This is a genomic window from Synergistales bacterium (assembly GCA_021736445.1).
Taxonomy (GTDB): Bacteria; Synergistota; Synergistia; order Synergistales; family Aminiphilaceae; genus JAIPGA01.
Map to the genome: position 1 here is coordinate 1 of JAIPGA010000034.1, position 23,480 is coordinate 23,480.

Genomic DNA, 23,480 nt, shown 5'->3' on the forward strand with positions numbered 1-23,480 from the left:
GAGGAGAACCGTCCCCGCCCCGGTCTCCACCACCGCACAGAGCCCCCGCACCCCCAGCGACTCGGTACCCAGGATCCGCAGCGGCGGAAAGAGCGTCCCGCCGTTACCAGCCAACGCTGAAGACATCCCCCGTCCGCAGCGGCGTGAAGGCCTCTCCGAAGGTGCCCCGCAGGGCCATCTGCGCCTCGAAACCGGTGCAGTGGCCGGCGCGGATCCACTGAGGACCGAGTTCGGCGAGACCTTCTACGGTGCGCTCGATCTTTTCCGCATCGGCTTCGATAAGGTGGAACCCTCCGGTGATCCCCACCAGAGGCTCGCCGGGATAGAGAGCAAGGCTCTGCCTGGTGATATTCACGATTCCCGCATGGCTGCAGCCCGTGACCACCACCACCCCCTCATCGCGGACGGAGGCCGCCAGGGAGATGTCGTCCAGAACCTGATCCCGTCGGAGCGTGCCGTCCTCCACGGTCATCAGGGCGATCCCCGCGCTCTCGTAGGAGGTTGTCCGTGGCACCTCGCCGGTGGTGACCAGACCGGGCATCAACGGCAATGGATCCCGCACCAGCACCATCCGCGCCCCCCGCTCTTCCAGCCGCTCCCGGCTGTCCGATGCGGTGACCCCCACATGGCGGATGCAGGGAGCCGTCACCAAGTGGGGGCGGAAGAGATCGGGATGGGCGATAACCGGAAGATCCGCGGTCCCGGCATCCTCCAGCAGCCGGGCCAGTCCCCTGGTGTGGTCGTAATGGCAGTGGGTGAGGACCACCGCATCCAGTGTGGACGGATCGATGTCCAGGAGATCCATATTGTGCCGCAGTGCGGTGTAGTCCTGGGCCACATCGACAAGCACCCGATGCTCCCCCTCGGCCGTGCGCGCTTCCAGCAGGAAGGAGATGCCGTGCTGCCCCCAGTAGGGCGACTCGTACCGCACCGAATCCTCGGCCACAATGGTGACCCGCAACCCCTCCAGCCTTCCGTAGTCCTGCATGTGCTACCACCTCTCCCGGGCGGCGGCCCGAAGACCGCCGTGTTCCGCAGTGCTTTGCACTGCGGTCTGCTGGATCTGCTGGTATTGTAGCATCTCTAATATGCTGATCGCGACAGGGATCCAGGGTGAGGGGCACCGGGAATCATTCCGCGGTGCGGGGTGATATCTGGTATCATGAGGTTGACGCTACACAGACTGACACACTCCTGGAGGAGGGGTCTCCACCGTTGCTCAGAGATTCCGACCGAACCGCTCCAGGTATGCTGCCGGAGGTACGGAAGTCATCAGGGCTCACGCCCCTGAAGGCGCTGCTGCTCTTCGTGCTCTTTGTGGCGGCCTACTTCTTCACCTTCTTCTTCCGTGTCTCCGCCTCGGTGGTGCTCCCCGAACAGGCGCGCCTCCTCGGCATGAGCGCTTCGCTGACGGGATTCATCTCCAGCCTCTACTACTACGCCTACGCCGTTCTGCAGCCCTTCTGCGGCGCCTTGCACGACCGTTTCGGTCCGGTGCGGGTGGCCGGCGTCGGGATGGTCGTGGCGGGTGTGGGGATCGCCGTCTTCCTGCTCCCTTCCACGCCCGCTTCACTGGGGGCCTGGCGGCTGCTCACCGGTCTTGGACTGGCTCCGGTCTTCTCGGGCGCCCTGGTCTATCAGGCCAGCGCCTTCCCCAGGTCACGCTACCCCTTCTATTCCGGCATCACCCTGGCCACCGGCAATTTCGGCGCCGTGGCCTCCGTGGCCCCTCTGGGATACGCCCTGGACAGCATGGGCAAGACCCCTGTCTTCCTGGCACTGACACTCTGCAGCCTCCTGATGGCCTTCCTGTTCCTGGCGCTGAAGCGGAGCGACCCCGTGACAGGCACGGCGGCCAGGCAGGAAGGACACCGGGAGATGCGGCTTTTCGCCCGCCTGGCGGACGGGATGCGGACCCTGAAGCGATCCAGGCACCTCCTGGCCGTCACACTGCTCTGGGCGGTACCCGTGGCGGGGCTGCTGGGGCTGCAGGGGCTCTGGGCGGTCTCCTGGTACGCCACGGCCTACGAATCCAGTGAAGCCACGGCACGGAACTGGGCGACCCTCATCAGTGTCGGGGTTATGATAGGGACACTGCTGGGGGGATACATCGCCCCCCTGGCGACGCAGCGCAAACGTTGTCTGGTCACCTTCTACACACTGCAGACGGCGTTGTGGATGCTGCTCTGGTCCGGCATCGCGCTCCGCTGGCCCCTCGTTCTCGTCGGGGCCGCAGGCGGTGTTCTGGGAATCGCTTCGGGGGTCACCACCGTCCATTTCGCCTCGGCCATCAACGATGTGGTGCGCCCCGACCAGCGGGGCGTCGCCCTGGGCTGCATCAACATGCTGGTGATGATTACCGTCATCCTCTTTCAGTGGGGAACCGGAGGACTGCTGGATCTCTTTCCAGGCGCCCAGCCGGGCACCCACACCCACGAAGGCTACCTGGTGACCTTCGCTGTGGTGATCGCCGCTATCGCCGCCGCCGCGCCGGCCCTGAGATGGCTCGACAGCGCAGCGGCGGCGCAGGAATCGTAAACGGAGACAAGGAGCCTCAAACCATGGTGAATCAGCTTTCCCCCCTCGACCATCTCGCCGAGACCCTTTCCGGCGACGCCCTGCAGCACGTAGACGCCTTCAGGCAAGCCCAGACACGCCTTCAGGAGATCGAAGGGATGCCCCGCTCCCGGGAGGTGTCCCGGGAGCGTCGGGAGCTCCGCACACAGTTGCGCGACCTCTACTGGGAGCTCTGCCGCTCCTATCTGGTGAACGCGATCCCCCTCGACGATCCACCAAAATACCTGGAATTCGGGGAAGCGGAGAGGCTTTTTTTCGACATCGCCGTGGTGGGAACCGAGGAAAAGAACCTCCTGGACAGGGCGACGGAGCTGCTCGAGGAGACACCGCCGCTGGACCAGTTCCGGTACTACCGCTTTTCCGGACTTCTGCGGGAGCAGTACGCCCTGCTTTCCCAGCTCCCCCTTGACGAACCGCTGCCGGGGATGGCCGGCTCCTATACACTGCAGGACCGGATCCGGCATCTCGAAGAACGCCTCGCCGCCACCCAGCAGCGGCAGCTCATGCTCCAGGAGATCATGCTGCGGCTCGCCGCCTCCGAGGAGGAGAAGCAGCGTGCCCTGACCTTCCACAGAACCATGGGCAACAGCGTGACCGTCGCCATGGAACGGCGGCTCCGCACCCAGCGGGTCCGTTTCGCCACCGCCTCGGAAACAGCAATGATCCACGAGTCGGCCGGCGACTACGAAACCGCACTGAAGGAGCGCAACGCGCTGCTGGACGCGGTCCAGCAGCGGCTCAGCGAGGACCATCTGGAGCAGTTCCTTCAATTCCGCCAGCTAGACAAAACCGTCGAACAGCTGGCTGAATTCATTGTGATCCTCCAGGAGGAGGCCCGCCGCACCACCGGCAGACGGGAGCGACTGGCCGACCGGAACAGAAACAGGGGGATCGCGGACATCCGGAAGGAGCTGACCTCCTTCCTCCAGAAAAACAGGCAGTTTCTGGAACGGGCCGCAACGCGGAGCCACATCGACCCGGCGCCCTTCTTCTTCCCTGCACAGCCGCCGGCCACCTTCAGCAGCATCTCCGCAGAGCTGCAGCGGATCCTGCAGGTCGACCCCGAACTGGTACGGACCCTCCGGATCCGCGCCCACGGCTTGCCCAGGGTCGTCATCTGCCCCGGCACGGGAAACGGGCTGTACAATTGGGATGACCACACACTGCTCTTCCCGCTGGTGCCGCCGCGGGACATCCGCCGTTCGGTGGCCCACGCCCTGGCGCTCCTCCGGTGGGACGCCGACGAAGACCGGGAGCTGAAGGACACCTTCGCCCAGCTGCAGAGCAATAAGGGCAAATCCATCGCCGGCCTGCAGGAGGCCTTCTGCAGGAACTATCTGGAATGGGTCACCCGAGAGGCCGACGGCTACCGCATCCTGGGGCGCAAGATCCGCCAGTGGTTCCAGTGGAAGATCCCCAAGGCCAAGGAGCAGTAGGGGCAAAGGCAAAAACCGGTATTGCCCTTCCAAAGGGAGGGTGGTATACTCCAGCACAGGGAGTGAGTCGAGGATGACGAGACGAGCCAGCGAAGCGCCGAGTGCCGTACAGGCAAATACCTATACAAGCTGGTGGTGGTGGCCCTAGGCCACCCCGCAGCGCCATGGCTTCATGGGGCTGTGGAGGTGCGAAACCTTCACGGCCCCCTTTTTTGTGCATCCACGGGGGCGCCCTGCAGGGGAAGCCCCCGTTTCGTATATCAGCTCAGGCAACAAAGACGATGAGGAGGTTGAGCGAAGATGGAGAAGAGTCAGCTGGAACAGGTGCGGAACGCGGGATACTACGGGGAGTTCGGCGGACGGTACGTACCGGAGGCACTGGAACCGCTCCTCGACGAATTGGCGACGGCCTTTCAGGCCGCCGCGGCCGACGAAACCTTTCAGGCGGAGCTGGAACGTCTCCTCCAGGAGTATGTGGGACGGCCGTCACCGATCACGGAGTGCGTCAATACCAGCAGGGCCCTCGGCGGCGGACGGCTCTTCCTCAAGCGGGAGGATCTGAACCACACCGGCGCCCACAAGATCAACAACGCCCTGGGGCAGGCCCTGCTGGCCAGGCGGATGGGCAAGACCGAGCTCATCGCCGAAACCGGTGCGGGGATGCACGGCACGGCCACGGCGACCGTGGCGGCGCTGATGAACATGAGGTGCACCGTCTATATGGGCGCCGTGGACGTGGAGCGCCAGGCGCCGAATGTGCAGCGGATGAAGCTTCTCGGCACGGAGGTGGTCCCCGTTCAGGAGGGGCAGCAGACGCTGAAGGAGGCGGTGGACGCCGCCATCGCCGCCTGGGTGGAACGCCCCGAGGCCTTCTACCTGCTGGGGTCGGCGGTTGGGCCCCATCCCTATCCCGAGATGGTGCGGACCTTCCAGAGCGTCATCGGCCGGGAGGCGAGAGGGCAATTCATGCAGCGGGAAGAGCTGCTCCCCGATTACGCGGTGGCCTGCGTCGGCGGCGGCAGCAACGCCATCGGGCTCTTCTCGGCCTTCCTGGACGACCCCTCGGTCCAGATCGTCGGCGTAGAGCCCTCAGGCAGGAATCTCGACCCGGGACAGCACGCCGCCACCCTCACCAAGGGCGCACCCGGCGTGATCCACGGATTCCGCAGCTACGTGCTCACCGACGACAACGGCGAGCCCGCGGAGGTCTACTCCATCTCCGCGGGACTGGACTACCCCGGTGTGGGGCCGGAACACGCCTTTCTGAAAGAGAGCGGCCGGGTACACTACGACACCGCATCCGACGAGGACGCCCTCTCCGCCTTCGCCTACCTCTCCGAAAAGGAGGGGATCATCCCGGCACTGGAAAGCGCCCATGCCGTGGCCTACGCGCTGCGCATCCTCCCCGAGCTGGAACCGCACCAGACGGTGCTGGTCAACCTCTCCGGCCGGGGCGACAAGGACATGGACAGCGTCTTCAAAACCCGATAACCACCGGCGACACCGAACCTCCCTTTCTCGCCGCCCCGGGATATCCCGGGGCGGTCCTTTTTTCCCAACCAGGCCGCCACCAAGGCTCCCCGCAGTCCGGATCCGGAGATCGCGCCCGGGTTCCGGCACCACAGCCGACCCGAAGGGCTGTTGAAACGGTGTGCTACAATCCACATCTAAGGGAGTGATACCCATCAAAGAGAAACACAGCTGGTCACCACGCTTTGTCCTGGCCACAGGCTTCGGCCTGGGGCTCCTGCCGCTCTGCCCCGGCTCCTTCGCCGCACTCATCGGCCTGGGACTCCATCTTGCGGTCATGCAGGCCTCCATGCCCGTCATGTACGGGGTGGTGCTCGCCGGATTCCTGGCTTTCAGCGCCGGCACCATTCTCCTCAACAACTGGGCCGAAGCATACTGGAAGGAAGGCGACTCCTCCCACTTCGTTCTCGACGAGGTGGCGGGGTACCTCTTCGCCGCCCTGCTCTTCCCGGCCCGGAGCCTGGCCGGAGCGCTGGCCATCTTCTTCCTCTTCCGGATCTTCGACATCATCAAACTCCCCGGCGCGCGTTACATCGACAGAAACTGGCACTCCGGCTGGGGGGTGCTGACCGACGACCTGGTCAGCGCCACCTACGCCGCAGTGGTCATGCATATCCTGGTCCGGTACACGACGCTGTTCGGAGTGTAACCACCTGGCAGGGAGGTCAGCCATGGAGCGTCACGAAGACAACACCCCGACACTGCAGGGACTCACCGAGAAGGAGGTTCGTACGCGCCGGGAGCAGTACGGCACCAATGTGCTCACCCCGCCGGAACGGGACCCCTGGTGGAAGCTCTTTCTGGAGAAGTTCGACGACCCCATCATCCGCATCCTGCTGGTGGCCGCCGTCATCGCCCTGGTCTCCGGCTGGTTCGAGGGAAGCATGATCGAGGGGTTCGGCATCCTGACAGCCGTCTTTCTGGCCACCTTCGTGGCCTTCATCAACGAGTACAAGGCGGGCAAGGAGTTCGACCTCCTCAACAAGACCAGCGACGACGCCCCCGTCACCGTGATCCGCAGCGGAGACTACACCACGGTCCCCCGCAGGGACCTGGTGGTGGGCGACCTGGTGCTCGTCGAGACCGGCGACGAGATCCCCGCCGACGGCGAGCTGGTGGAGGCCGTCTCCCTGCAGGTCAACGAATCGAGCCTCACCGGCGAGTCGGTACCCATCCGCAAGGCCCCCTGGAAGGAACGGGACAACCGGGAGGGAGACCACACCTATCCACCCTACAACCTCCTCCGCGAGACCCTGGTGTCCGAAGGCCACGGGACTATGCGCGTCACCGCCGTGGGCGACAGCACCGAGATCGGCAAGACCGCACGCAGCGCCTCCGAGAAGACCGAACAGGACTCCCCCCTTCTCCGGCAGCTGGACCGGCTGGGTCGGTGGATCAGCATCTTCGGCTTCTCCGTGGCCGCCGTCACCTTCGCAGCCCTCATCGGCCGGGGTGTGGTCGCCGGCGAGTTCGACCTCTCCCCCGGCCAGTGGTTCTTCACCGCCGGGGCCACCGCCGCCGTTCTGCTGGCGCTTGCACGGATCTGGTTCCCCGTGGTGGACGACGCCTTTGTCCTCTCCGGCCGCGGACCGACACCGAAACCCTTCCGCACTCCCCCAAGCTGGGGCGCCTCGGTGCTCGGGGCCGCCGCGCTCTTTCTGGCGGTGCTGCTCGTCGGGCGGATGGCCGGGCTGATCCCCCACGCCCCAGGCGCATGGCTGCCAGCCGAGGTGGCCCTCCATTTCCTGCAGTACTTCATGATCGTGGTGACCATCATTGTGGTGGCCGTCCCCGAGGGGCTCCCCCTGAGCACCACGCTCTCGCTGGCCTACAGCATGCGCAAGATGGTGGCCACCAACAACCTGGTCCGCCGCATGACCGCCTGCGAGACCATCGGCGCCGCCACGGTGATCTGCAGCGACAAGACGGGCACGCTCACCATGAACCGGATGAATGTCCGCACCGGACGCTTCCCGGAGAGCGACGACGGGACGCTGCCTCCGGAGGTGGTCGAGGGGATGGCCGTCAACGCCACGGCCAACCTCGGCACCGACGAGGAAGGCAATCCGACCCGACTGGGCAACCCCACGGAGTGCGCCCTGCTGATGGCCCTCCACGACCGCGGGATCGGCTACCAGCCCATCAGAAACCGGTTCACCGTCACAAAGCAGTGGACCTTCACCACCCAGCGGAAGTACATGGCCACCTACGGCGTCAACGAAGCGGGACAGAAACGGCTCCACATCAAGGGAGCCCCCGAGATGCTGCTGGAGCACTGCACCTCTATCGGGAACGGCGACAGCCAACGCAAGCTCGGCCAGGAGGAGCGCGAAGGGATCGCCGGGGAGATCACCTCCTACCAGGCCCGGGGAATGCGGGTGCTGGGCTTCGCCATCCACGAAGGCCCCCTTGACGCGGCCGGCGATGAGGATCCCCTCAAAGCGGGGCTCGCCTGGCTGGGCTTCGTGGCCATCGAGGACCCGGTGCGGCCCGAGGTGGCCCGGTCTGTGCAGCAGGTGCGGCAGGCGGGCATCGACGTCAAGATCGTCACCGGCGACCACGCCGGCACGGCTGGCGAGGTGGCCCGGCAGATCGGCCTGCTGGCCGAGGGCGACGACGAAGAAACGCTCCACATCAAGGGGAAGGACTTCGCCGCCCTGGACGAGGAGGAAGCCCGCCGCGCCGCCCGGCAATTGCGCATCATGTCCCGGGCACGGCCGTCGGACAAACTCAGGCTGGTCCGACTGCTCCGGGAGGAAGGCGAGGTGGTGGCCGTCACCGGCGACGGCACCAACGACGGCCCGGCGCTGAACTACGCCAGCGTGGGACTGGCCATGGGACGCACCGGCACCGCTGTGGCCAAGGAGGCCAGCGACATCATTCTGCTGGACGACTCCTTCGGCACCATCGCCAGGGCGGTGATGTGGGGTCGGTCGCTCTACCTGAACATCCAGCGCTTTATCCTCTTCCAGCTGACGGTAAACCTCGCCGCCGTGGGCACCGCCATGCTGGGCCCCTTTCTGGGTATCGAGCTGCCGCTGACGGTGATCCAGATGCTCTGGGTGAACCTGATCATGGACACCTTTGCCGCCCTGGCGCTGGCCACGGAACCACCGGACTGGCGCCTCATGGAAAACCCGCCCCGCCGCCTCAGGGACTTCATCGTCACACCGGTGATGCAGTCGCGGCTCGCAAGCATGGGGGGGCTTTTCATCGTCGCTACAGTGACCTTCCTGCTGGTCATCGAGAGTGACGGGGCGGTGACACAACGGGAGCTGACCCTCTTTTTCACCACCTTCGTGATGCTCCAGCTCTGGAACCTCTTCAACGCCCGCGGCCTGGGGCGAAAGGGATACTCGGTGGTGGGCATGCTCGGCCAGAACCGCACCTTCCTGGTGATCCTGGGGATCATCTTTCTGGGGCAGGTGGCCATTGTACAGTTCGGCGGCGCCGTGATGCGCACCGTCCCGCTATCGCTCACCCAGTGGATCGCCGTGATCCTCTGCACCTCGCCGGTGCTGCTGCTGGGCCGGCTGCAGCGATGGTGGCTCACACGCCGGGCCAAGGCCTGACAGACCGGGGGATTCGGCCCCACCAGCACGGGCAAACGGCAGGGGAGGCCATCCCCTGCCGTTTTTTGTTTCTCCTATGCGGTGAGCCCCTGGGTGTTACTCGGTATCGCTCCCGATGGCCTCGGTCATGAACTCGGCCAGCTCGCGGCTGAACTCAGTGGGGTTGTCCAGGGTGCCCCCTTCGGCGAGGACCGCCTGGCCGTAGAGGAGCCGTCCGTAGTGCTGCAGCCGGTCGTCGTCGGGGTTGGTCTCGTAGAGACGCTCCAGCCTGCGCACCACCGGATGCCCCGGGTTGACCTCCAGGATGCGCCTGGTGGGCGGCACCTCCTGGCCCATGCTCTTCATCAGCTGCTCCAGCTGGGGCGACATGTCGTGCTCCTCGCCGACCAGACAGGCCGGTGAGGAGGTGAGCCGTTTGGAGATCCGCACCTCCTTGACGTGGTCCTCCAGCTTCCTGCCCAGGGCCTGCAGGAACGCCGCGGGAGCCTGCTGTTCCTTCTCCTTCTCCCGGCCTTCCCCGGACTCGCTGTCTTCGGCCTCCTCGCCGAACTCCACGGCACCCTTGGCGGCGGACTGGAGCTGGTAGTCCTTGAACTCCGTCACCATCTGGCTCCAGACATCGTCCACCTGGTCGGACAGCAGCAGCACCTCGTAGCCCTTCTCCCGGAAGGCCTCCAGATGGGGCGACGCCTTGAGGGTTTCCAGGGACGCACCGCTGAGGAAGTAGATGGTCTTCTGCCCCTCGGACATCCGGTCGATGTATTCCTGCAGCGAGGTCTGTTCCTCGGTGGTGCTGGGAAAGAGCGACATCTCCATGATGGTCTCCCGCTGCTTCTCGTCGTGGAGGATCCCCTCCTTGAGCACCCGTCCGAACTCGCCCCAGAAGATCCGGTACTGGTCGGGCTCCTGGTTTTTCATCTTCTTGAGTGTGTCCAGGACCTTCCGGGTGATGTTCTTGCGGATCATCCGGATCTGGCGGTTTTTCTGCAGCAGCTCCCGGGAGATGTTCAGTGTGAGGTCCTCGGAGTCCACCACACCCCTGAGGAAACGGAGATACTCGGGGATCAGGTCCTTGCAGTCCTGCATGATGAAGACCCGGCGGACATAGAGCTGCACACCCCGCTCCACATCCTGGATATAGAGATCGAAGGGTGCCTTGGCGGGGATATAGAGCAGCGCCTTGAAGGTGCTGGTCCCCTCGGCACTGTACCGGATGCGCTGCAGCGGGTCCTGCCAGTCGTGGCTGATATGCTTGTAGAATTCGTTGTACTCCTCCTCGGTGACCTCCTCTTCCGGCCGAGTCCAGATGGCCTTCATGGAGTTGAGGACCTCGTCCTCCTCGTCACCCTTCATGCGGATGGGATAGGCCACGAAGTCGGAGTAGCGCTTGACGATCCGCCGGAGCACCTGGGGCTCGGCGTAGTCCTCCAGGTTCTCCTCCTCGTCGGCGGTGGTGAGGTGAAGGATCACCGTGGTTCCCTGTTCCTGACGCTCGGTTTCCTCCATGGTGAAGGTGCCCTCCCCATCGGAGACCCACCGCCAGGCCTGGTCGCTGCCGGCCTTGCGGGTGATCAGCTCCACCCGGTCGGCCACCATGAAGGAGGAGTAGAAGCCCACGCCGAACTGGCCGATGAGCTCCGCAGGCACCTCGCTCCCTTTCTGCTCCTGCAGGATTTTCAGGAACTCCTGGGTTCCCGACTTGGCGATGGTGCCGATGTAGTTGATGACCTCATCGCGGTCCATGCCGATGCCATTGTCGTGGATGGCGAGGGTACGCTGTTCCTTGTCCGGTTCCAGGCGGATGTGGAGATCCTCCGCAAGAGGCGCCAGCTCCAGGTCGGTGAGACTCTCCACGCGCAGCTTGTCCAGGGCATCCGAGGCGTTGGAGATGAGCTCCCTGAGAAAGATCTGCTTGTGGCTGTACACGGAGTGGATCATCAGATCCAGCAACTGCTTCCCTTCGCTCTTGAACGAAAAGGTCTCTGCGGTGTGTTCTGTCATTCTGTTCCCTCCCTTTGGGCTTGCTTCCCGCAACCGGGACGCGTCTCCCGGATTGTCGGGAGCACAGTATGGTATGCTTGGTGATGTGCACAACAAAAACCGGTTCGGTCCGGCACGCAGGAGATCTCCGCAACGGGCAACCGGCAACAGCATATCCTACCAATTTTTGGTGGCTTGACAACCGATGTTGTACGGAGTCGGCAGATCGCACCAGGGGGGATCGGCAATGCGCTGTACAGGAACGGGGTTTTCCCGTATCGGCGAACGCGGCACCAACGAGGACAGCTGGACCTTCGCGAACCTTCCGTCCGGCTGCCTCGCCGTCGTCGCCGACGGTCTGGGCGGCCAGGAGGGCGGCGAGGTGGCCTCCGCCATCGCCACTGACGTCATGCGCCGCTCACTCGAATCGAGCTTGGAAAGCGACGGACAGGTCCTGGCCTCGGCCGTCGGAGAGGCCCACGGAAGCATCCGCACCGAGCAGACCCGCAGGGACCTGCCCGAGATGATGACCACCGTGGTGGCGTTGCTGGTCCAGGGCGACCAGGCATGGTGGGCCCATGTGGGCGACAGCCGCTGCTATCTCCTTCGGGAGGGGGCCCTCCGCCTGCTCACCGAGGACCACACGCCGCTGGGCGAGATGGTCCGTACAGGCCGGCTGCAGCCCGGCGATCTCCGGCACCATCCCATGCGGAACATGCTCTCCCGCTGTCTGGGACATCCCGACGAGGCAAACCTCTCCGTGCCGACCGGAACAGATACAGTCCAGCCGGGTGACCGCTTTCTGCTCTGCAGCGACGGCCTCTGGGAACCCGTCGACGAGGAACGGATGGAGGCCACGGCACGGGACGCGGCGACACCCGAGGAATGGACCGGCCTGCTGGAAGAGGAGGTCCTGCGGCTGGGCACGCCGAGACAGGACAACTACACCGCCGTCGTCGTCCAGATGGAATAACCTCCGCACCTCCAAAACACACTGGCGGGGAAGCGCCTACCACCCGTGGCCGCCCTCCAGGATCTCTCCACACATACCGGAAACGACCCCACGTTTGTCACAGTCAGCCGTTGACGGGAAACGTCCATAGGGTATGATAAGTGCTGGTTTTGTGTGTTCCGACGGCATGCTCGGTATGTTCCGTCATCTGCCCAGGAAGAAGAGAGTGTTCAAGATATAGAGGTGCGTCCCATGCCGATGATGCTCGCCACAAAGGACCTCCGCCCCGGCCTCGTTCTGGGGGAAGACATCCGTAACACAACGGGAAACACGCTCCTCGCCCGTGGAGTCGTGCTCAACGAGCGGTACATCCGCCGCCTCGAAAAAAGCGGCGTGCAGTTCGTCAAGATCGCCCTCACCCCTGACGAGGAGAAGCCGGGCTCCCCCAGCCATCTCAACGACACCCGGGCCAGGCAGATCCAGCATGAGATCACACATATCCATCAGATCTTCGCCGAGAAGAAAACGCTGGACCGGAAGCTGCTGAAGGAGCTCACCGAGAACCTCACCTCGCTGATCAAGGATATCCTGGCCGGCGACGACCAGATTCTTCGGGAGATCAGGTATCTCTCCAGTCACGACCAGTACACCTACGAACACTCCTGGATGGTGATGGTCACCGCGGTGCTGCTCGCCGCCAAGGCCTCGGAACAGGAACTCATCCCCGAAATGAGCTACCAGGACCAGGTCAACCTCGCCCTGGGCACCTCCCTCCACGATCTGGGCAAGGTGAACATCCCCGACACAATCCTCAACAAGCCGGGCCGGCTTGAAGAGCAGGAGATGGACATCATGAAGGAGCATCCCCAACACGGGTTCGATCTAATCAGGAACAACCCCAATATCCACCCCATGGCCAAGGCGATTGTACTCCACCACCACCAGCGCTGGGACGGCAGCGGCTACGGCCCGAAGAGCGGTGATCTGATGGCAGGCAAGGAGATCCCGCCGCTGGTGCGCATCGCCTCTCTGGCGGACGTCTACGACGCCCTGGTCACCGACCGTCCCTACCGTGCCGGATTCCTCCCCCAGAAGGCGCTTGACATCATCGACAGCGAATCGGGCGGGTACTTCGACCCCACACTGGTCCCCCTTTTCACGGCCATCGCCCCGCCCTACCCCGCCGGGAGCCTTCTGTTCACTACCGAGGGGCTCATCGGCGCCACGCTCCAGGCGTATCACAAGCCCCCCGTGAACATCTACGTCATCGCCTCCCTCTCACAGGAAACAAAGGATTCCGTCGGCGCCATACGAAAAGCCGGCAAGGACGACATCCTCACCGGCGGCACATCCCTCAACGGCCTGGCGGAGCATATCGGCAAGCTTCCCGGCCTTCCGCCGGCGCTGCAGGACGACAGGTGCACGCTGACCACGCTGGACAGCTGGAGGGGACCGATCCACTCGGCGCTGGGTTTCCTCACCAAACGGTGCTCCTAACCCTTCCCCGCCCCGCGGCGTGATCGGAGGTGGGCCTCCTTCCGGGCCCGGTCGCGACCCATCAGCACGCGCACCTCTTCATTGGTCCGCCAGAGATACTCCGGCGGAAGGTAGAGCATCTCCTCGATATCCCCACAGGTATACTGAATAAGGATCCGTCCGCTTCGGCCGACCTCCAGATTGGTGACAACGATATCCCGTTCGTCGTGGTCGAGATCGTAGTACTCCTCGGCGTAGATGTGGCAGAGCTCGACGGCCCTCTCCTCCAGTGCGGTGCGGAGTCTTCGGTATTCTTCGAATTCGCGTTTCTGCATGGGACAGTCTCCTTTCGGCGGATTCATAGGTCCATTTTAACAAGGCAGCGCATCTCTGTCATGTCACATCGTCCCTGATGGCACAGATCCTCCAAAACTGCTAGGATATGGAGGCTCCATTGCAGCCTGCAGCACCGCATCGGCGGCACCCGAGCCCTCCTGAGCGGCCCTTCGCCGCCCCTGTGCGCGGCGGCGTCCACTGCTGCAATCGAGACACATCCATCCGTTGAAGGAGGCCTCCCCATGCCGCTTTCGGGCATTCTCTTTGCTCTTGCCACCGCGCTCTGCTGGGCACTGGCTCCGCTCTTCTACCGCCGCAATATGGCCGAAGAGCTGCCCTTTTTCAAGATGAACGCCATGCGCTCACTGGGTTTCCTGGGCTTCATGGTCACCGCCGTACTGATCATGCATCCCCCGCACCTCATGGCCGCACCGGGGGTGATCGCCCTCATCGCCTGCGGTACCATCATCGGGAATGTCACCGGCGATCTCTTCTACATGTCGGCCATCGGCGCCACCGGCGTGGGCCGGGCGACAGGCATCGCCAGCATCTACCCTCTGGTGGTCACCACCATCGCCGTCATCTGGCTGGACGAACGGGTGACACTCCCCATTCTCACCGGAACGCTGGCGGTCATCTTCGGTCTGAACCTGCTGCGCAACGTCAAGAGCGTGGGAATGGCCGGCGCCGATCTCAAGAAGGGCTTCCTCCTGGCTCTGGGGGCGGCCCTCTGCTGGGGAACGTCCTTCCCGGTGAGCCGCTGGGTGATGGTGAACACCGACCTGGACTACATCACGCTGAACTTCTGGCGGAGCTGTGCCTTTCTGCCGGCCATCTGGGCCGTCTGGTTCGTGAAATCCAGGACCCTCAAACGGCCGGTGCCGCTGTTCAAGGCACGGCTTGTGACCTGGCTGGAGGTGATGGCCTCCGGCGCCATCGCTCTGGCCATCGCCGGGCTCTGTCTCGCCGCCGCGCTGGACCGGGCCCCCGCCTCGCTGGTCAGCCCCCTCACCGCTTCCAGCCCGCTGCTGGCCACCTTTCTGGGCATGCTGCTGTTCAAGGAGGAGGTCAGCCGGAGGCAGTGGTTCGGCGTGGCCTGCATCGTTGTGGGTACGGTGATCATCGGCCGGTAGGGATCCGGTACGGTCCCTTGTGGTCGCGGCACAACACCACTATACTTGAACAGGAAGGCGGAAACAGTTTCGGAATGCCTGTCCGTCATGGAAGAAACGCAACTCCGAGAAGAAAGGGGAGAGAAGCATGGCAACGCTGGAAACACAGTACATGGGACTGGAGCTGAACAATCCCTTCATCGTCGGGGCGAGCAAGCTCACCGCCGACCTCCCGACCATGAAACAGCTCGAAGAGGCGGGCGCCGGCGCCCTGGTGACCGCGTCGCTCTTCGAAGAGCAGGTCCAGATCTCCAACCAGCGGATGGAAGACCTGGTCATGTATTTCGGGCAACGCCATCAGAGCGAATTCCCCCTCCGCCCCGGTTCGCCGGAATCGGAGGGCGGTCCCGAGGAGCACCTCGTCTGGGTCCGGAAAGCCAAGGAGGCCGCCGACATCCCCGTCATCGCCAGCCTCAACGCCGTGACGAAATCGGTCTGGCGCAAATGGGCGCAGCGGCTTGCCGACACCGGCGTAGACGGTCTGGAACTGAACTTCTACGCCACGCCGACGGACCCCAACAAAAAGGCTCAGTTCATCGAAGAAGAACAGCTGCGCATCGTCGAGGATATCAAAAAGGAGCTCTCCCTCCCCATAGCGGTGAAGTTGAGCCCCTTCTACACCAACCCCCTGAATGTGGTCAGCAGGATGGCCTCCGCCGGCGCCGACGCGGTGGTGCTGTTCAACCGTTTCTTCCAGCCCGACATCGACGTGGACAGGGAACAACAGGTTTTCACCTTCGACCTCAGCGAACCCCAGGAACACCGTCTGCCCCTGCGTTTCGCCGGACTGCTGCACGGCAAGCTCAAGGCGGATATCTGCTGCAGCGGGGGAATCACCGACGCCAAGGATGCCGTGAAGATGATCATGGCCGGCGCCGATACGGTCCAGATGGTGGGCACCCTCTACAAAAACAAGCTCGCCTACCTGGAGACGATGCGCACCGAGATGAACCAGTGGCTGGACGCCCGGGGCTACAAGGGTCTCAACGAGCTCCGCGGCAAGCTTGACAAACTGCACAGCGACGACGAGTACGCCTACGAACGCGCCCAGTACGTCAGCATCCTCATGCAGTCCGGCGCCAGCGTGAACGACTATCCGCTGATCTGAGACGCCTCGAAACCGAAGCAACCCGGACACAGCCGAGGGAGGACCGGTGCCCCGCACCGGCCTCCCTGTTCATCTGTATTCCGACTCTACCGGTACTCCCGCCGTTCGATACAGTAGCAGCTCTCCCCCCGGGGTGTAACAGCCGAACTGCAGAATGTGTAACAGTACCGTTACGCCGGCGCTACGGATGGGTCCAGTACTTCCGGAACCAGGTCTCCATCTCGGCGACCACCACCCCGCCGAGGATCACCAGTCCACCGACCACCACCTGGAGATTCAGCGCCTCCTGTCCCATCATCACAGCCTCTATATATCCCATGGGGCTTTCCAGGGAGAGGATGATGGCCGCATGGGTCTCGGGGCTGAAGCGCATGGCCATGGGCTGGGCCAGAAAGGGAAGCACCGTCACGATGATCACCACAAAGAGGATCCCGCCCCACACCCTGGGGGCAAAGGCCAGCAGATTCGGACAGGGCTCAAAGATGGCGGCCACCACAAGGAGCACCACCCCTGCGGCCGCGATCTGCACCACCGCCAGGGAAAGCGGATCCATCCGCCGACAGAGGTACCCTATGGCCAGCACGTCCAGGGCGATGCCCAGGGCCAGCAGCAGCGAGTAGAGGTCACCCACATTGAAGCTCATCCCCGGGGTGAAGGCCATGATAAAGAGCCCCGCCGTGGTGAGCGCCGCGCCGCTGAAGGCGAACCACGACGGCCGGCGCTTGTAGATCAGTGCGAAGAGAAAGGGCACCATCACCACATTGGCCCCCTGGATAAAGGACTGTTTCCCCGGTGTGGTGATGGAGAGCCCGATGATATGGGCCAGATAGGTACCCGCCACCAGCACCCCCAGCGCCGAAGCCAGCAGCAGGTCCCTGGGCTCCACCCAGCGGAGCCGCCGCCAGAAGATGGCCACCAGGATCCCGCCGCTGATCAGAAAGCGCACGGCGATCAGCCAGAGTGGAGAGACGTATCCCAGCAGCCAGTGGCTTGCTCCGAATCCGGCACCCCAGAAGGCGGCGATCCCCACCATGGCCGCATCGGCCAGGAGCACCTGTTTCCGCGTGGCCGTCAGCTGTGTCTGCACTGTGGTCTTCCAGCATCGTCAGGTTCGTTCACTTGACATCTCCCTGGTCTTCCTCCTGGGAAGAGCTGTCCACCATCCCGGTCCGGCCGAGATGATGTCGGTTCCGCCAGCGGGCCCACCAGCTCTTGACGGCCCAGACCTTGACGTACACGGGCGGGATCACGAAGAGCGCCAGCGTACCGCTGGCCAGCAAGCCGCCGATCACCACCAGAGCCATGGGAGCACGATACGCCCCGCCTACCCCGAGGCCGAGCGCCAGCGGCGCCATGGCGATCATGGAGGTCATGTCGGCCATGACAATGGGCCGGAACCGGACGGTGACGGCCTCCCAGACCGCGTCGCCGGGGGTCATGCCCCCAATGCGCATCCGCTCGGCGTAGTCGACAATCACGATGGCGTTGTTCACCACCAGGCCCACCAGCATGATGACCCCCAGCGCCCCATAGAGGGAGATGGCGGTGCCGGTAAGCACCAGTGCGGGGATGAACCCGATCACCGAGAGCGGCACGGTGAGCATGATAACCAGCGCGAAGAGATAGGACTCAAGAATCGCCGCCACCATCAGGAAGGTAAGCACCACCGCCATACCGAAGGCGATAAAGAGCAGCCGGAAGTTCTCCCGGATGTCTTCCACCTCGCCCCCGTAGTCGAAACGGTAGCCCGGAGGCAGGGAGATCTCATCCATCCCCTGCTGGATACGGCCGAAGGCCTCGCCCACAGAGGTCCCGGAGACATCCGCGTTGACGGTCACCGCCCGTTGACGTTCCTTCCGCCGGATGCTGGTGGGTCCCACGCCGAAGGTGGAATCCGCCAGCAGTTTGAGCGGCACGGTGCCCCCGTTGATGGAGACAGGCAGATTCGGGATCTGGAAGATGTTGTCCACCCTGTCGGGAGCCAGCTTGACCAGGATATCGTACTCCTCGCCGCCCTCCCGGTAGACACCGGCCTTGCTCCCGGTGATGTAGCCCCGGGCTTCGGCAGCCAGATGATCCATATCGATACCGAGCTGGGCCAGGCGCCATCGTTTGGGCTGGAGCTCCAGCTCGGGGCGGCCCAGCTTCCAGTCCGAAGCGGCGTCCACCACCCCCTCGGTGTCGCGCATGATGGCGAGCACCTGCTCGGCGACGCGGTTCAGCACGTTGATCTCCGGCCCCAGCACCGAGATCTGGATAGGCTTGCCCGGTCCGCCTCCTCCCGATCCCGCTGCGCTGATAGCGGCCGTCACGTCGGGGATCGCCGCCAGATAGGGACGGATCATGTCGGCGATTTCGAAGGTGCTCGGGCGATCGGGTGTTTCGTCCATAAAGATCCGCACCCGGCTCTGATTCACCCCGGTGCTGGAACCCCGCCCCCCGATGAGCACCTCCACGGCCTCTACGTGGGGCAACCCACGCACAAAGGCCTCCACATCCCTGGTGACCTCCTTGGTGTAGGAGAGTGACGCCGCGGTGGGCAGCTCCATCTCCACGGTCACCGCACCTCTGTCCGCCTTGGGGAAGAACTCGATGCCCACCCGCGGGAAGAGCATGATCCCCCCCACGAAGAGGAGGATAAAGAACAGCAGCGTCAGATAGGCGTGCCGCAGCGCCACCCGAACCAGGATGTGGTGCAGCTCTTCGAAACCCCGGTAGAGCCACTGGAACCAGCCCGTTGCGAAACGGGTGAGCAGTGTGGGCCGGCCGTGGGAGATCCGGGCGGCCATCATGGGCGTCAGGGTAAAGGCCACCCAGAGGGCGAAGAGGCTGGCGAAAACCACGGTGATGGCGAAATCCCGCAGAAACTGGCCGACGATGCCGCCCATGAAGGCCACGGGGATGAAGACCCCCAGATTGGTGGCCGTGGTGGAGAGGATCGCCAGGGTGATCTCCGAGGTTCCGCGCTCCGATGCCTCCAGCGGCGGCGTGCCCAGCTCCTGGTAGCGGAAGATGTTCTCGATCACCAGGATGGCGTCGTTGACCAGCACGCCGATGGAGATGGCCAGTCCCAGGGTGCTCATGACATTCATGGTGATGTCGGCGGCGTACATGGCGATGAAGGTGGCCACGATGGCCGTGGGCATGGTGAGCACCACCACGATGGTAACCCCCAGCCCGCGCAGAAAGAGGAAGAGGATGAGGGCGGTGAAAAAGATCCCGATCGCCATATCCCGGAAGACATTGCGCACCGATTTGCGGACGAAGTCGGAGTCGTCGTTGGTGACCGTAATGGTGAACCCCTCGGGAAGCTGCCCCCGTACCTCGTCGAGGATGCCATGGATCTCGTCGCTGAGGGAGACGATATTGGCGTTGGGCGAGGCGATACACTCCACGAAGATGGCCTCGCGCCCTCTGTAGGTGGCGTAGCGGCGTTCCTCCGCCGTGGTGTCTTCCACCACGCCCAGATCGCCGAGACGCACCGAAGCGCCGTCCGTCAGGGGCAGCCGGAGCCGTTCAAGCTGGTGGGGATCACCGATTTCGCCTTCCACGCGGACCGAGAGCTCCCGCTCTCCCTTCTGGATATGACCGGAAGGGTCGTTGAAGTTGTTGCGCCTGATCGCCGCGGCCACCCGGGAGAGGGACACGCCGAACTGGTTCAGCCGCGCCGGTTCCAGGTAGACATGGATCTCCCGCTCCCGGCCGCCCAGCAGCTCCGCCTTGGCCAGTCCCTTCAGCTGGGTAAGCTGCCGCTGGATGCGGTTCTCCACAATATCGTAGGCCTGTTCCGGAGGCAGGTTGGAGGTCACCGCCACGGTGAGGAAGGGCTGGGCGTTGATATCGTACTTCTCCACCACCGGATCGCCGGCGTCCTCCGGCAGCGTGCCGGCGATGGACTTCACCTTGTTGGAGACATCCTGGGTCGCCTGCGAGGTGTCCACATCGTAGTCGAACCAGACCACCACAAAGGAGACCCCCTCCAGGGAGTAGCTCTGGATCTTGTCGACCCCCTCCACCTGGGCGGCGGCGTCCTCGACAGGCTTGCTGAGGAGCTGCTCCATCTCGGCGGGACCGGCGCCGCTGTAGGGTGTGGAGACCACCACCACAGGGATGTCCACCTCGGGGAGCAGCGCCACACCGAGATCGAAGTAGCTGTAGATGCCGATCACCACAGCCAGCAGGACCGTGACGCTGGTCAGGACGGGGCGGCGGACGAAAACGCGGATCAGATGCATCGTCTACGGCTCCACCGGCACGGCATCGGGGCTGACGGCCTTCTCCCGGCCGTTCTGGATCCAGACCCTGGCGCCGTCGTAGAGGCTCTCCATCCCCCGGACCACAATCCGTTCACCGGGGTAGAGACGCGAATCCACCTCCACCAGTCCGCCCTGGGCCGCCCCGGTCAGGATGCTCCGCCGCTCCACCTGATCTCCGGAGAGGACAAAGACGTAGTTCTTGCCCTCCTCGCGGCGGATCACCTCGTAGGGCACGGTGACCACGCTTTGCCGGGAGTCCGCCAGCAGCCTGGCCTCCAGATAGGTCCCCGGATAGATGGAAGCCACCGGGTCCAGACGGACGATACAGGGATAGAGGCCCGTGCCCTCCGTCGCCTCGGGATCGATGCGCTTGACGCGGCCTTTGATGACGCTGCCGTCCCGGGAGACACGAACCGGCGCACCTTTGCGGATGGTGCCGGCATCCTGGGGCGGCACATTGATCACCAGTTCCAGGATCTCCATATTGGTCACCCGGAGCAGCTCCCGGCCCGCCTCGGCGATCTCGCCGATTTCGGCGTTCCTGTGGGTGATCACCCCGTCGATCTCGGAACGCACCTTGGTTCGGGAGACGGCGGTGCTCACGCTGCTCAGCCGGGATTTCTTCTGCTTCAGCGCCACATAGGCCTTCTCCACATCCTGTTTGGGCACGCCCCCCGCCTCGTAGAGCTGCTGTTTCCGTTCGTAGTTCCGCTTGGCCTCCCTGTAGTCCGCCACGGCGGCGCTCATGTCGGCGGCCTGGGTCTCCCTGGAGAGTTCCAGCAGCACATCGCCCTCCTCGACGGTGTCGCCCACCTCGACATTGACAGCGGTGATATATTCCCGCACAAAGGAGCCCACCTCCTGTACCACCGAGGCACGCACCCTGCCGTAGTAGCTCTTCCAGAGCTCCCAGGGGCCGGACTCCACAGTCCGGACGACAACCGGAAGCCCCTTTTCTTCGTGGATCTCGGCGATGTTCTTCGGCGGCGGCTGGGAAGGCTCCGGCGCGACCAGCCTGAACACCAGCAGACCGATACCGGCCGCCAACAAGACAAGCCAGAGAGAGATCCGTACCCAGCGATGTGTCCGTCTACGTTCCACCTGTTTCCCCTCCCGCACCTTCCGCCTTCTGGCTGTCGCGACAGCCCGCCGCTGCGACCCTACCGGGCCACCAGCGGCACCAGCTCCTCATCATCGGCGTTTCCGCCGGAGACGACAACCCCTACCCTTCTGCCGCCGGGATCCACCTTGCCGGCGAGCAGCGCCGCCAGGGCCACGGCGCCGCCGCCCTCCACCACCTGGTGGTGCTCGGTGTGGGCGTAACGCATGGCCTCGGCGATCTCCTCTTCACTTACGGCGGCGACACCGGAGATGTACCGTTTGGCCAGGGCGAAGGTGCTCTCCGGCAGATAGCCGCAGAGGGCTTCGGCAAGGGTCTCCTGCTCCTCCACGGGGACGGCGTGCCCGGCCTTCCAGGCCTCCGTCCAGGAGGGATTGGCTTCGGCGTGGACCCCGACAATCGAGATCCCCGGGCGGAGCGCCGTGGCGGCGATGGCCACCCCGCTGATCAGGCCGCCGCCGCTGGCGGGGCAGAGCAGGAGATCCAGCTCCGGTTCGTCCGTCAGCATCTCCAGGCCCAACGTCCCCTGACCGCTGATGATATGGTGGTCCTCGAAGGCGGAGACATAGGTCATCCCCTCTTCGCGGGACAGGCGCGTGGCTTCCGCCTCGGCCTCATCGTACATCGCCCCGGCGATCCGCAGCTCCGCCCATCCTTCGCCTCTGGCGCGGATGGCCCGGCGCTTGGTCTCCGGCGTCACCGAGGGGACACAGATCACCGCCTTCACGCCCAGCATGGCGGCGGCGGTGGCCACACCCTGGGCGTGGTTGCCCGAGGAGGAGGTCACCACACCGCAGCTGCGCTCCTCTTCGGAGAGGGCGAACATCTTGTAGAGCGCCCCTCTGATCTTGAAGGAACCGCACATCTGCCGGTTCTCCCATTTGCAGAAGACATCGGTGCCGAAACGCTCGCTCAGACCAAAGGAGTACTCCGTCGGCGTGTGGTAGATCTTGCCCTTCAGAAAGCGCGCCGCCAGCAGAACATCGGTGATCCCTGTACTGAATTCCATCTGCAACCCCTCCATATCTTACTGTCCGTAACCGCCGAAACGCTCCCGCGCTGCGGCGATCTCCTCCCGCCCGAGCAGGACGGGGGATCCCAGACAAGACGTCCTGTAGTAGACCTCGGCCACATACTCGATCTGTTCGGCGATGGTGAAGGCCTCCTCCAGATCCGTTCCTGCCGCCAGAAGACCGTGATTGGCCAAAAGCACCGCCTTCCCCGCACCGAGGGCTTCCAGTGCGTGCTCCGCCAGCTCCTCGGTACCGAAGGTAGCGTAGCGGGCGCAGGGGACCCGCTCTCCGGCAAGCCCTACCAGGTAGTGCACCGGCGGGATCTCCCACCGCATGGAGGCGATGACCGTGCAGTAGACCGAGTGGGTATGCACCACCGCCCCGGCCCAGGGACACCCGCGGTAGACTGTACGGTGCAAGGGATACTCGCTGGATGGCTTCCGTGCGCCCTCGACGACGCATCCTTCCAGGTCCATCACCACAATGTCCTCCGGTGCGACGGCATCGTACTCCATGCCGCTGGGGGTGAGCGCCATCCGCTCTCCGGACCGCACGCTGAGATTGCCGCCCGTCCCCGTGGTGAGCCGCCGCTCCACCATCTTCCTCCCGAAAACGGCAAGCCCCTCCCGCTCCTTCTGCATCAGCATTGCCTACCATCTCCGAACCGTTGCATTTTCTGTATCCAAACGTCGCACCTATCTTACCCGTGCGCGCAATGCAGGGCAACCATCCCCGGCACATCGTGCTCTACAATAGGAGGAAGAGGAGGGAACGCCCAATGGCCACCGACACAAAGACCGCCCTGGCTACCGCACCGTTCCTCAAAACATGGACAAACATGACATTGCCCACACGTCACCCGAACGGTACTGGTGACGGTTCGCGTGCGGGAATCGCACCCGCAGCAGACGGTGTGGTCTCCCTCGTCGGGATCTTTGGTTGCTGTTGCGAC

The 23,480-nt window shown here is 64.3% G+C and carries 17 protein-coding genes; 9 read left to right on the forward strand and 8 right to left on the reverse strand.

The window, feature by feature from the left end:
* Positions 1-103: 103 nt before the first annotated feature.
* Positions 104-988 carry an MBL fold metallo-hydrolase gene (locus K9L28_06615; GenBank protein ID MCF7935992.1) on the reverse strand — a complete coding sequence of 295 codons (885 nt, stop codon included), beginning with the start codon at positions 986-988 and terminating at the stop codon, positions 104-106.
* A gap of 227 nt (positions 989-1,215) precedes the next feature.
* Here K9L28_06615 and K9L28_06620 point away from each other — a divergent pair, with 227 nt between their 5' ends.
* The 5 genes from K9L28_06620 (at position 1,216) to K9L28_06640 (ending at position 9,115) form a co-directional block, all read left to right on the forward strand.
* Positions 1,216-2,538 (forward strand): MFS transporter, encoded by a 1,323-nt coding sequence (locus tag K9L28_06620; GenBank protein MCF7935993.1) that lies wholly within the window; start codon positions 1,216-1,218, stop codon positions 2,536-2,538.
* A gap of 23 nt (positions 2,539-2,561) precedes the next feature.
* Positions 2,562-4,013 carry a hypothetical protein gene (locus tag K9L28_06625; GenBank protein MCF7935994.1) on the forward strand — a complete coding sequence of 484 codons (1,452 nt, stop codon included), beginning with the start codon at positions 2,562-2,564 and terminating at the stop codon, positions 4,011-4,013.
* Between the two features lie 300 nt (positions 4,014-4,313).
* The gene (gene trpB, locus K9L28_06630) at positions 4,314-5,504 is read left to right on the forward strand and encodes a tryptophan synthase subunit beta (protein MCF7935995.1); all 1,191 of its coding nucleotides are present in this window, start codon (positions 4,314-4,316) and stop codon (positions 5,502-5,504) included.
* Positions 5,505-5,688: 184 nt separating this feature from the next.
* Entirely contained in the window at positions 5,689-6,192 is a 504-nt protein-coding gene (locus tag K9L28_06635; GenBank protein ID MCF7935996.1) for a phosphatidylglycerophosphatase A, read from the forward strand.
* Positions 6,193-6,214: 22 nt separating this feature from the next.
* A complete protein-coding gene (locus K9L28_06640) occupies positions 6,215-9,115 on the forward strand; it encodes a calcium-translocating P-type ATPase, PMCA-type (protein ID MCF7935997.1) in 2,901 nt (966 codons plus the stop codon).
* A 96-nt stretch (positions 9,116-9,211) separates the two neighbouring features.
* Here the strand turns inward: K9L28_06640 and htpG are convergent, their stop codons facing one another.
* Complete coding sequence (gene htpG, locus K9L28_06645; protein MCF7935998.1) at positions 9,212-11,116, reverse strand: molecular chaperone HtpG; 1,905 nt, start codon at positions 11,114-11,116, stop codon at positions 9,212-9,214.
* Positions 11,117-11,342: 226 nt separating this feature from the next.
* Here htpG and K9L28_06650 point away from each other — a divergent pair, with 226 nt between their 5' ends.
* Together K9L28_06650 and K9L28_06655 are read left to right on the forward strand one after the other, a co-directional pair.
* A complete protein-coding gene (locus K9L28_06650; GenBank protein MCF7935999.1) occupies positions 11,343-12,068 on the forward strand; it encodes a serine/threonine-protein phosphatase in 726 nt (241 codons plus the stop codon).
* Positions 12,069-12,305: 237 nt separating this feature from the next.
* Complete coding sequence (locus K9L28_06655) at positions 12,306-13,544, forward strand: HD-GYP domain-containing protein (protein ID MCF7936000.1); 1,239 nt, start codon at positions 12,306-12,308, stop codon at positions 13,542-13,544.
* Here K9L28_06655 and K9L28_06660 read toward each other — a convergent pair.
* Entirely contained in the window at positions 13,541-13,858 is a 318-nt protein-coding gene (locus tag K9L28_06660) for a hypothetical protein (protein ID MCF7936001.1), read from the reverse strand. The genes K9L28_06655 and K9L28_06660 overlap by 4 nt on opposite strands.
* Before the next feature lie 243 nt (positions 13,859-14,101).
* On the opposite strand from K9L28_06660, the gene K9L28_06665 reads away from it, so the two are divergent.
* On the forward strand, positions 14,102-14,992 hold the full coding sequence (locus K9L28_06665) for a DMT family transporter (protein ID MCF7936002.1): 891 nt from the start codon (positions 14,102-14,104) through the stop codon (positions 14,990-14,992).
* Between the two features lie 127 nt (positions 14,993-15,119).
* Positions 15,120-16,139, forward strand: coding sequence for a dihydroorotate dehydrogenase-like protein (locus K9L28_06670; protein ID MCF7936003.1), 1,020 nt, complete (start codon positions 15,120-15,122; stop codon positions 16,137-16,139).
* Positions 16,140-16,320: 181 nt separating this feature from the next.
* Here K9L28_06670 and K9L28_06675 read toward each other — a convergent pair whose 3' ends face one another.
* The 5 genes from K9L28_06675 to K9L28_06695 all read right to left on the reverse strand — a co-directional run bounded on the left by K9L28_06675 (position 16,321) and on the right by K9L28_06695 (position 23,175).
* Entirely contained in the window at positions 16,321-17,172 is an 852-nt protein-coding gene (locus K9L28_06675) for a DMT family transporter (protein ID MCF7936004.1), read from the reverse strand.
* An 82-nt stretch (positions 17,173-17,254) separates the two neighbouring features.
* A complete protein-coding gene (locus K9L28_06680) occupies positions 17,255-20,374 on the reverse strand; it encodes an efflux RND transporter permease subunit (GenBank protein MCF7936005.1) in 3,120 nt (1,039 codons plus the stop codon).
* 3 nt (positions 20,375-20,377) lie between these two features.
* Positions 20,378-21,496, reverse strand: coding sequence for an efflux RND transporter periplasmic adaptor subunit (locus tag K9L28_06685; protein ID MCF7936006.1), 1,119 nt, complete (start codon positions 21,494-21,496; stop codon positions 20,378-20,380).
* Between the two features lie 59 nt (positions 21,497-21,555).
* The gene (locus K9L28_06690) at positions 21,556-22,539 is read right to left on the reverse strand and encodes a threonine/serine dehydratase (protein MCF7936007.1); all 984 of its coding nucleotides are present in this window, start codon (positions 22,537-22,539) and stop codon (positions 21,556-21,558) included.
* A gap of 3 nt (positions 22,540-22,542) precedes the next feature.
* On the reverse strand, positions 22,543-23,175 hold the full coding sequence (locus tag K9L28_06695) for an L-fuculose-phosphate aldolase (GenBank protein ID MCF7936008.1): 633 nt from the start codon (positions 23,173-23,175) through the stop codon (positions 22,543-22,545).
* Positions 23,176-23,480 lie beyond the last annotated feature (305 nt).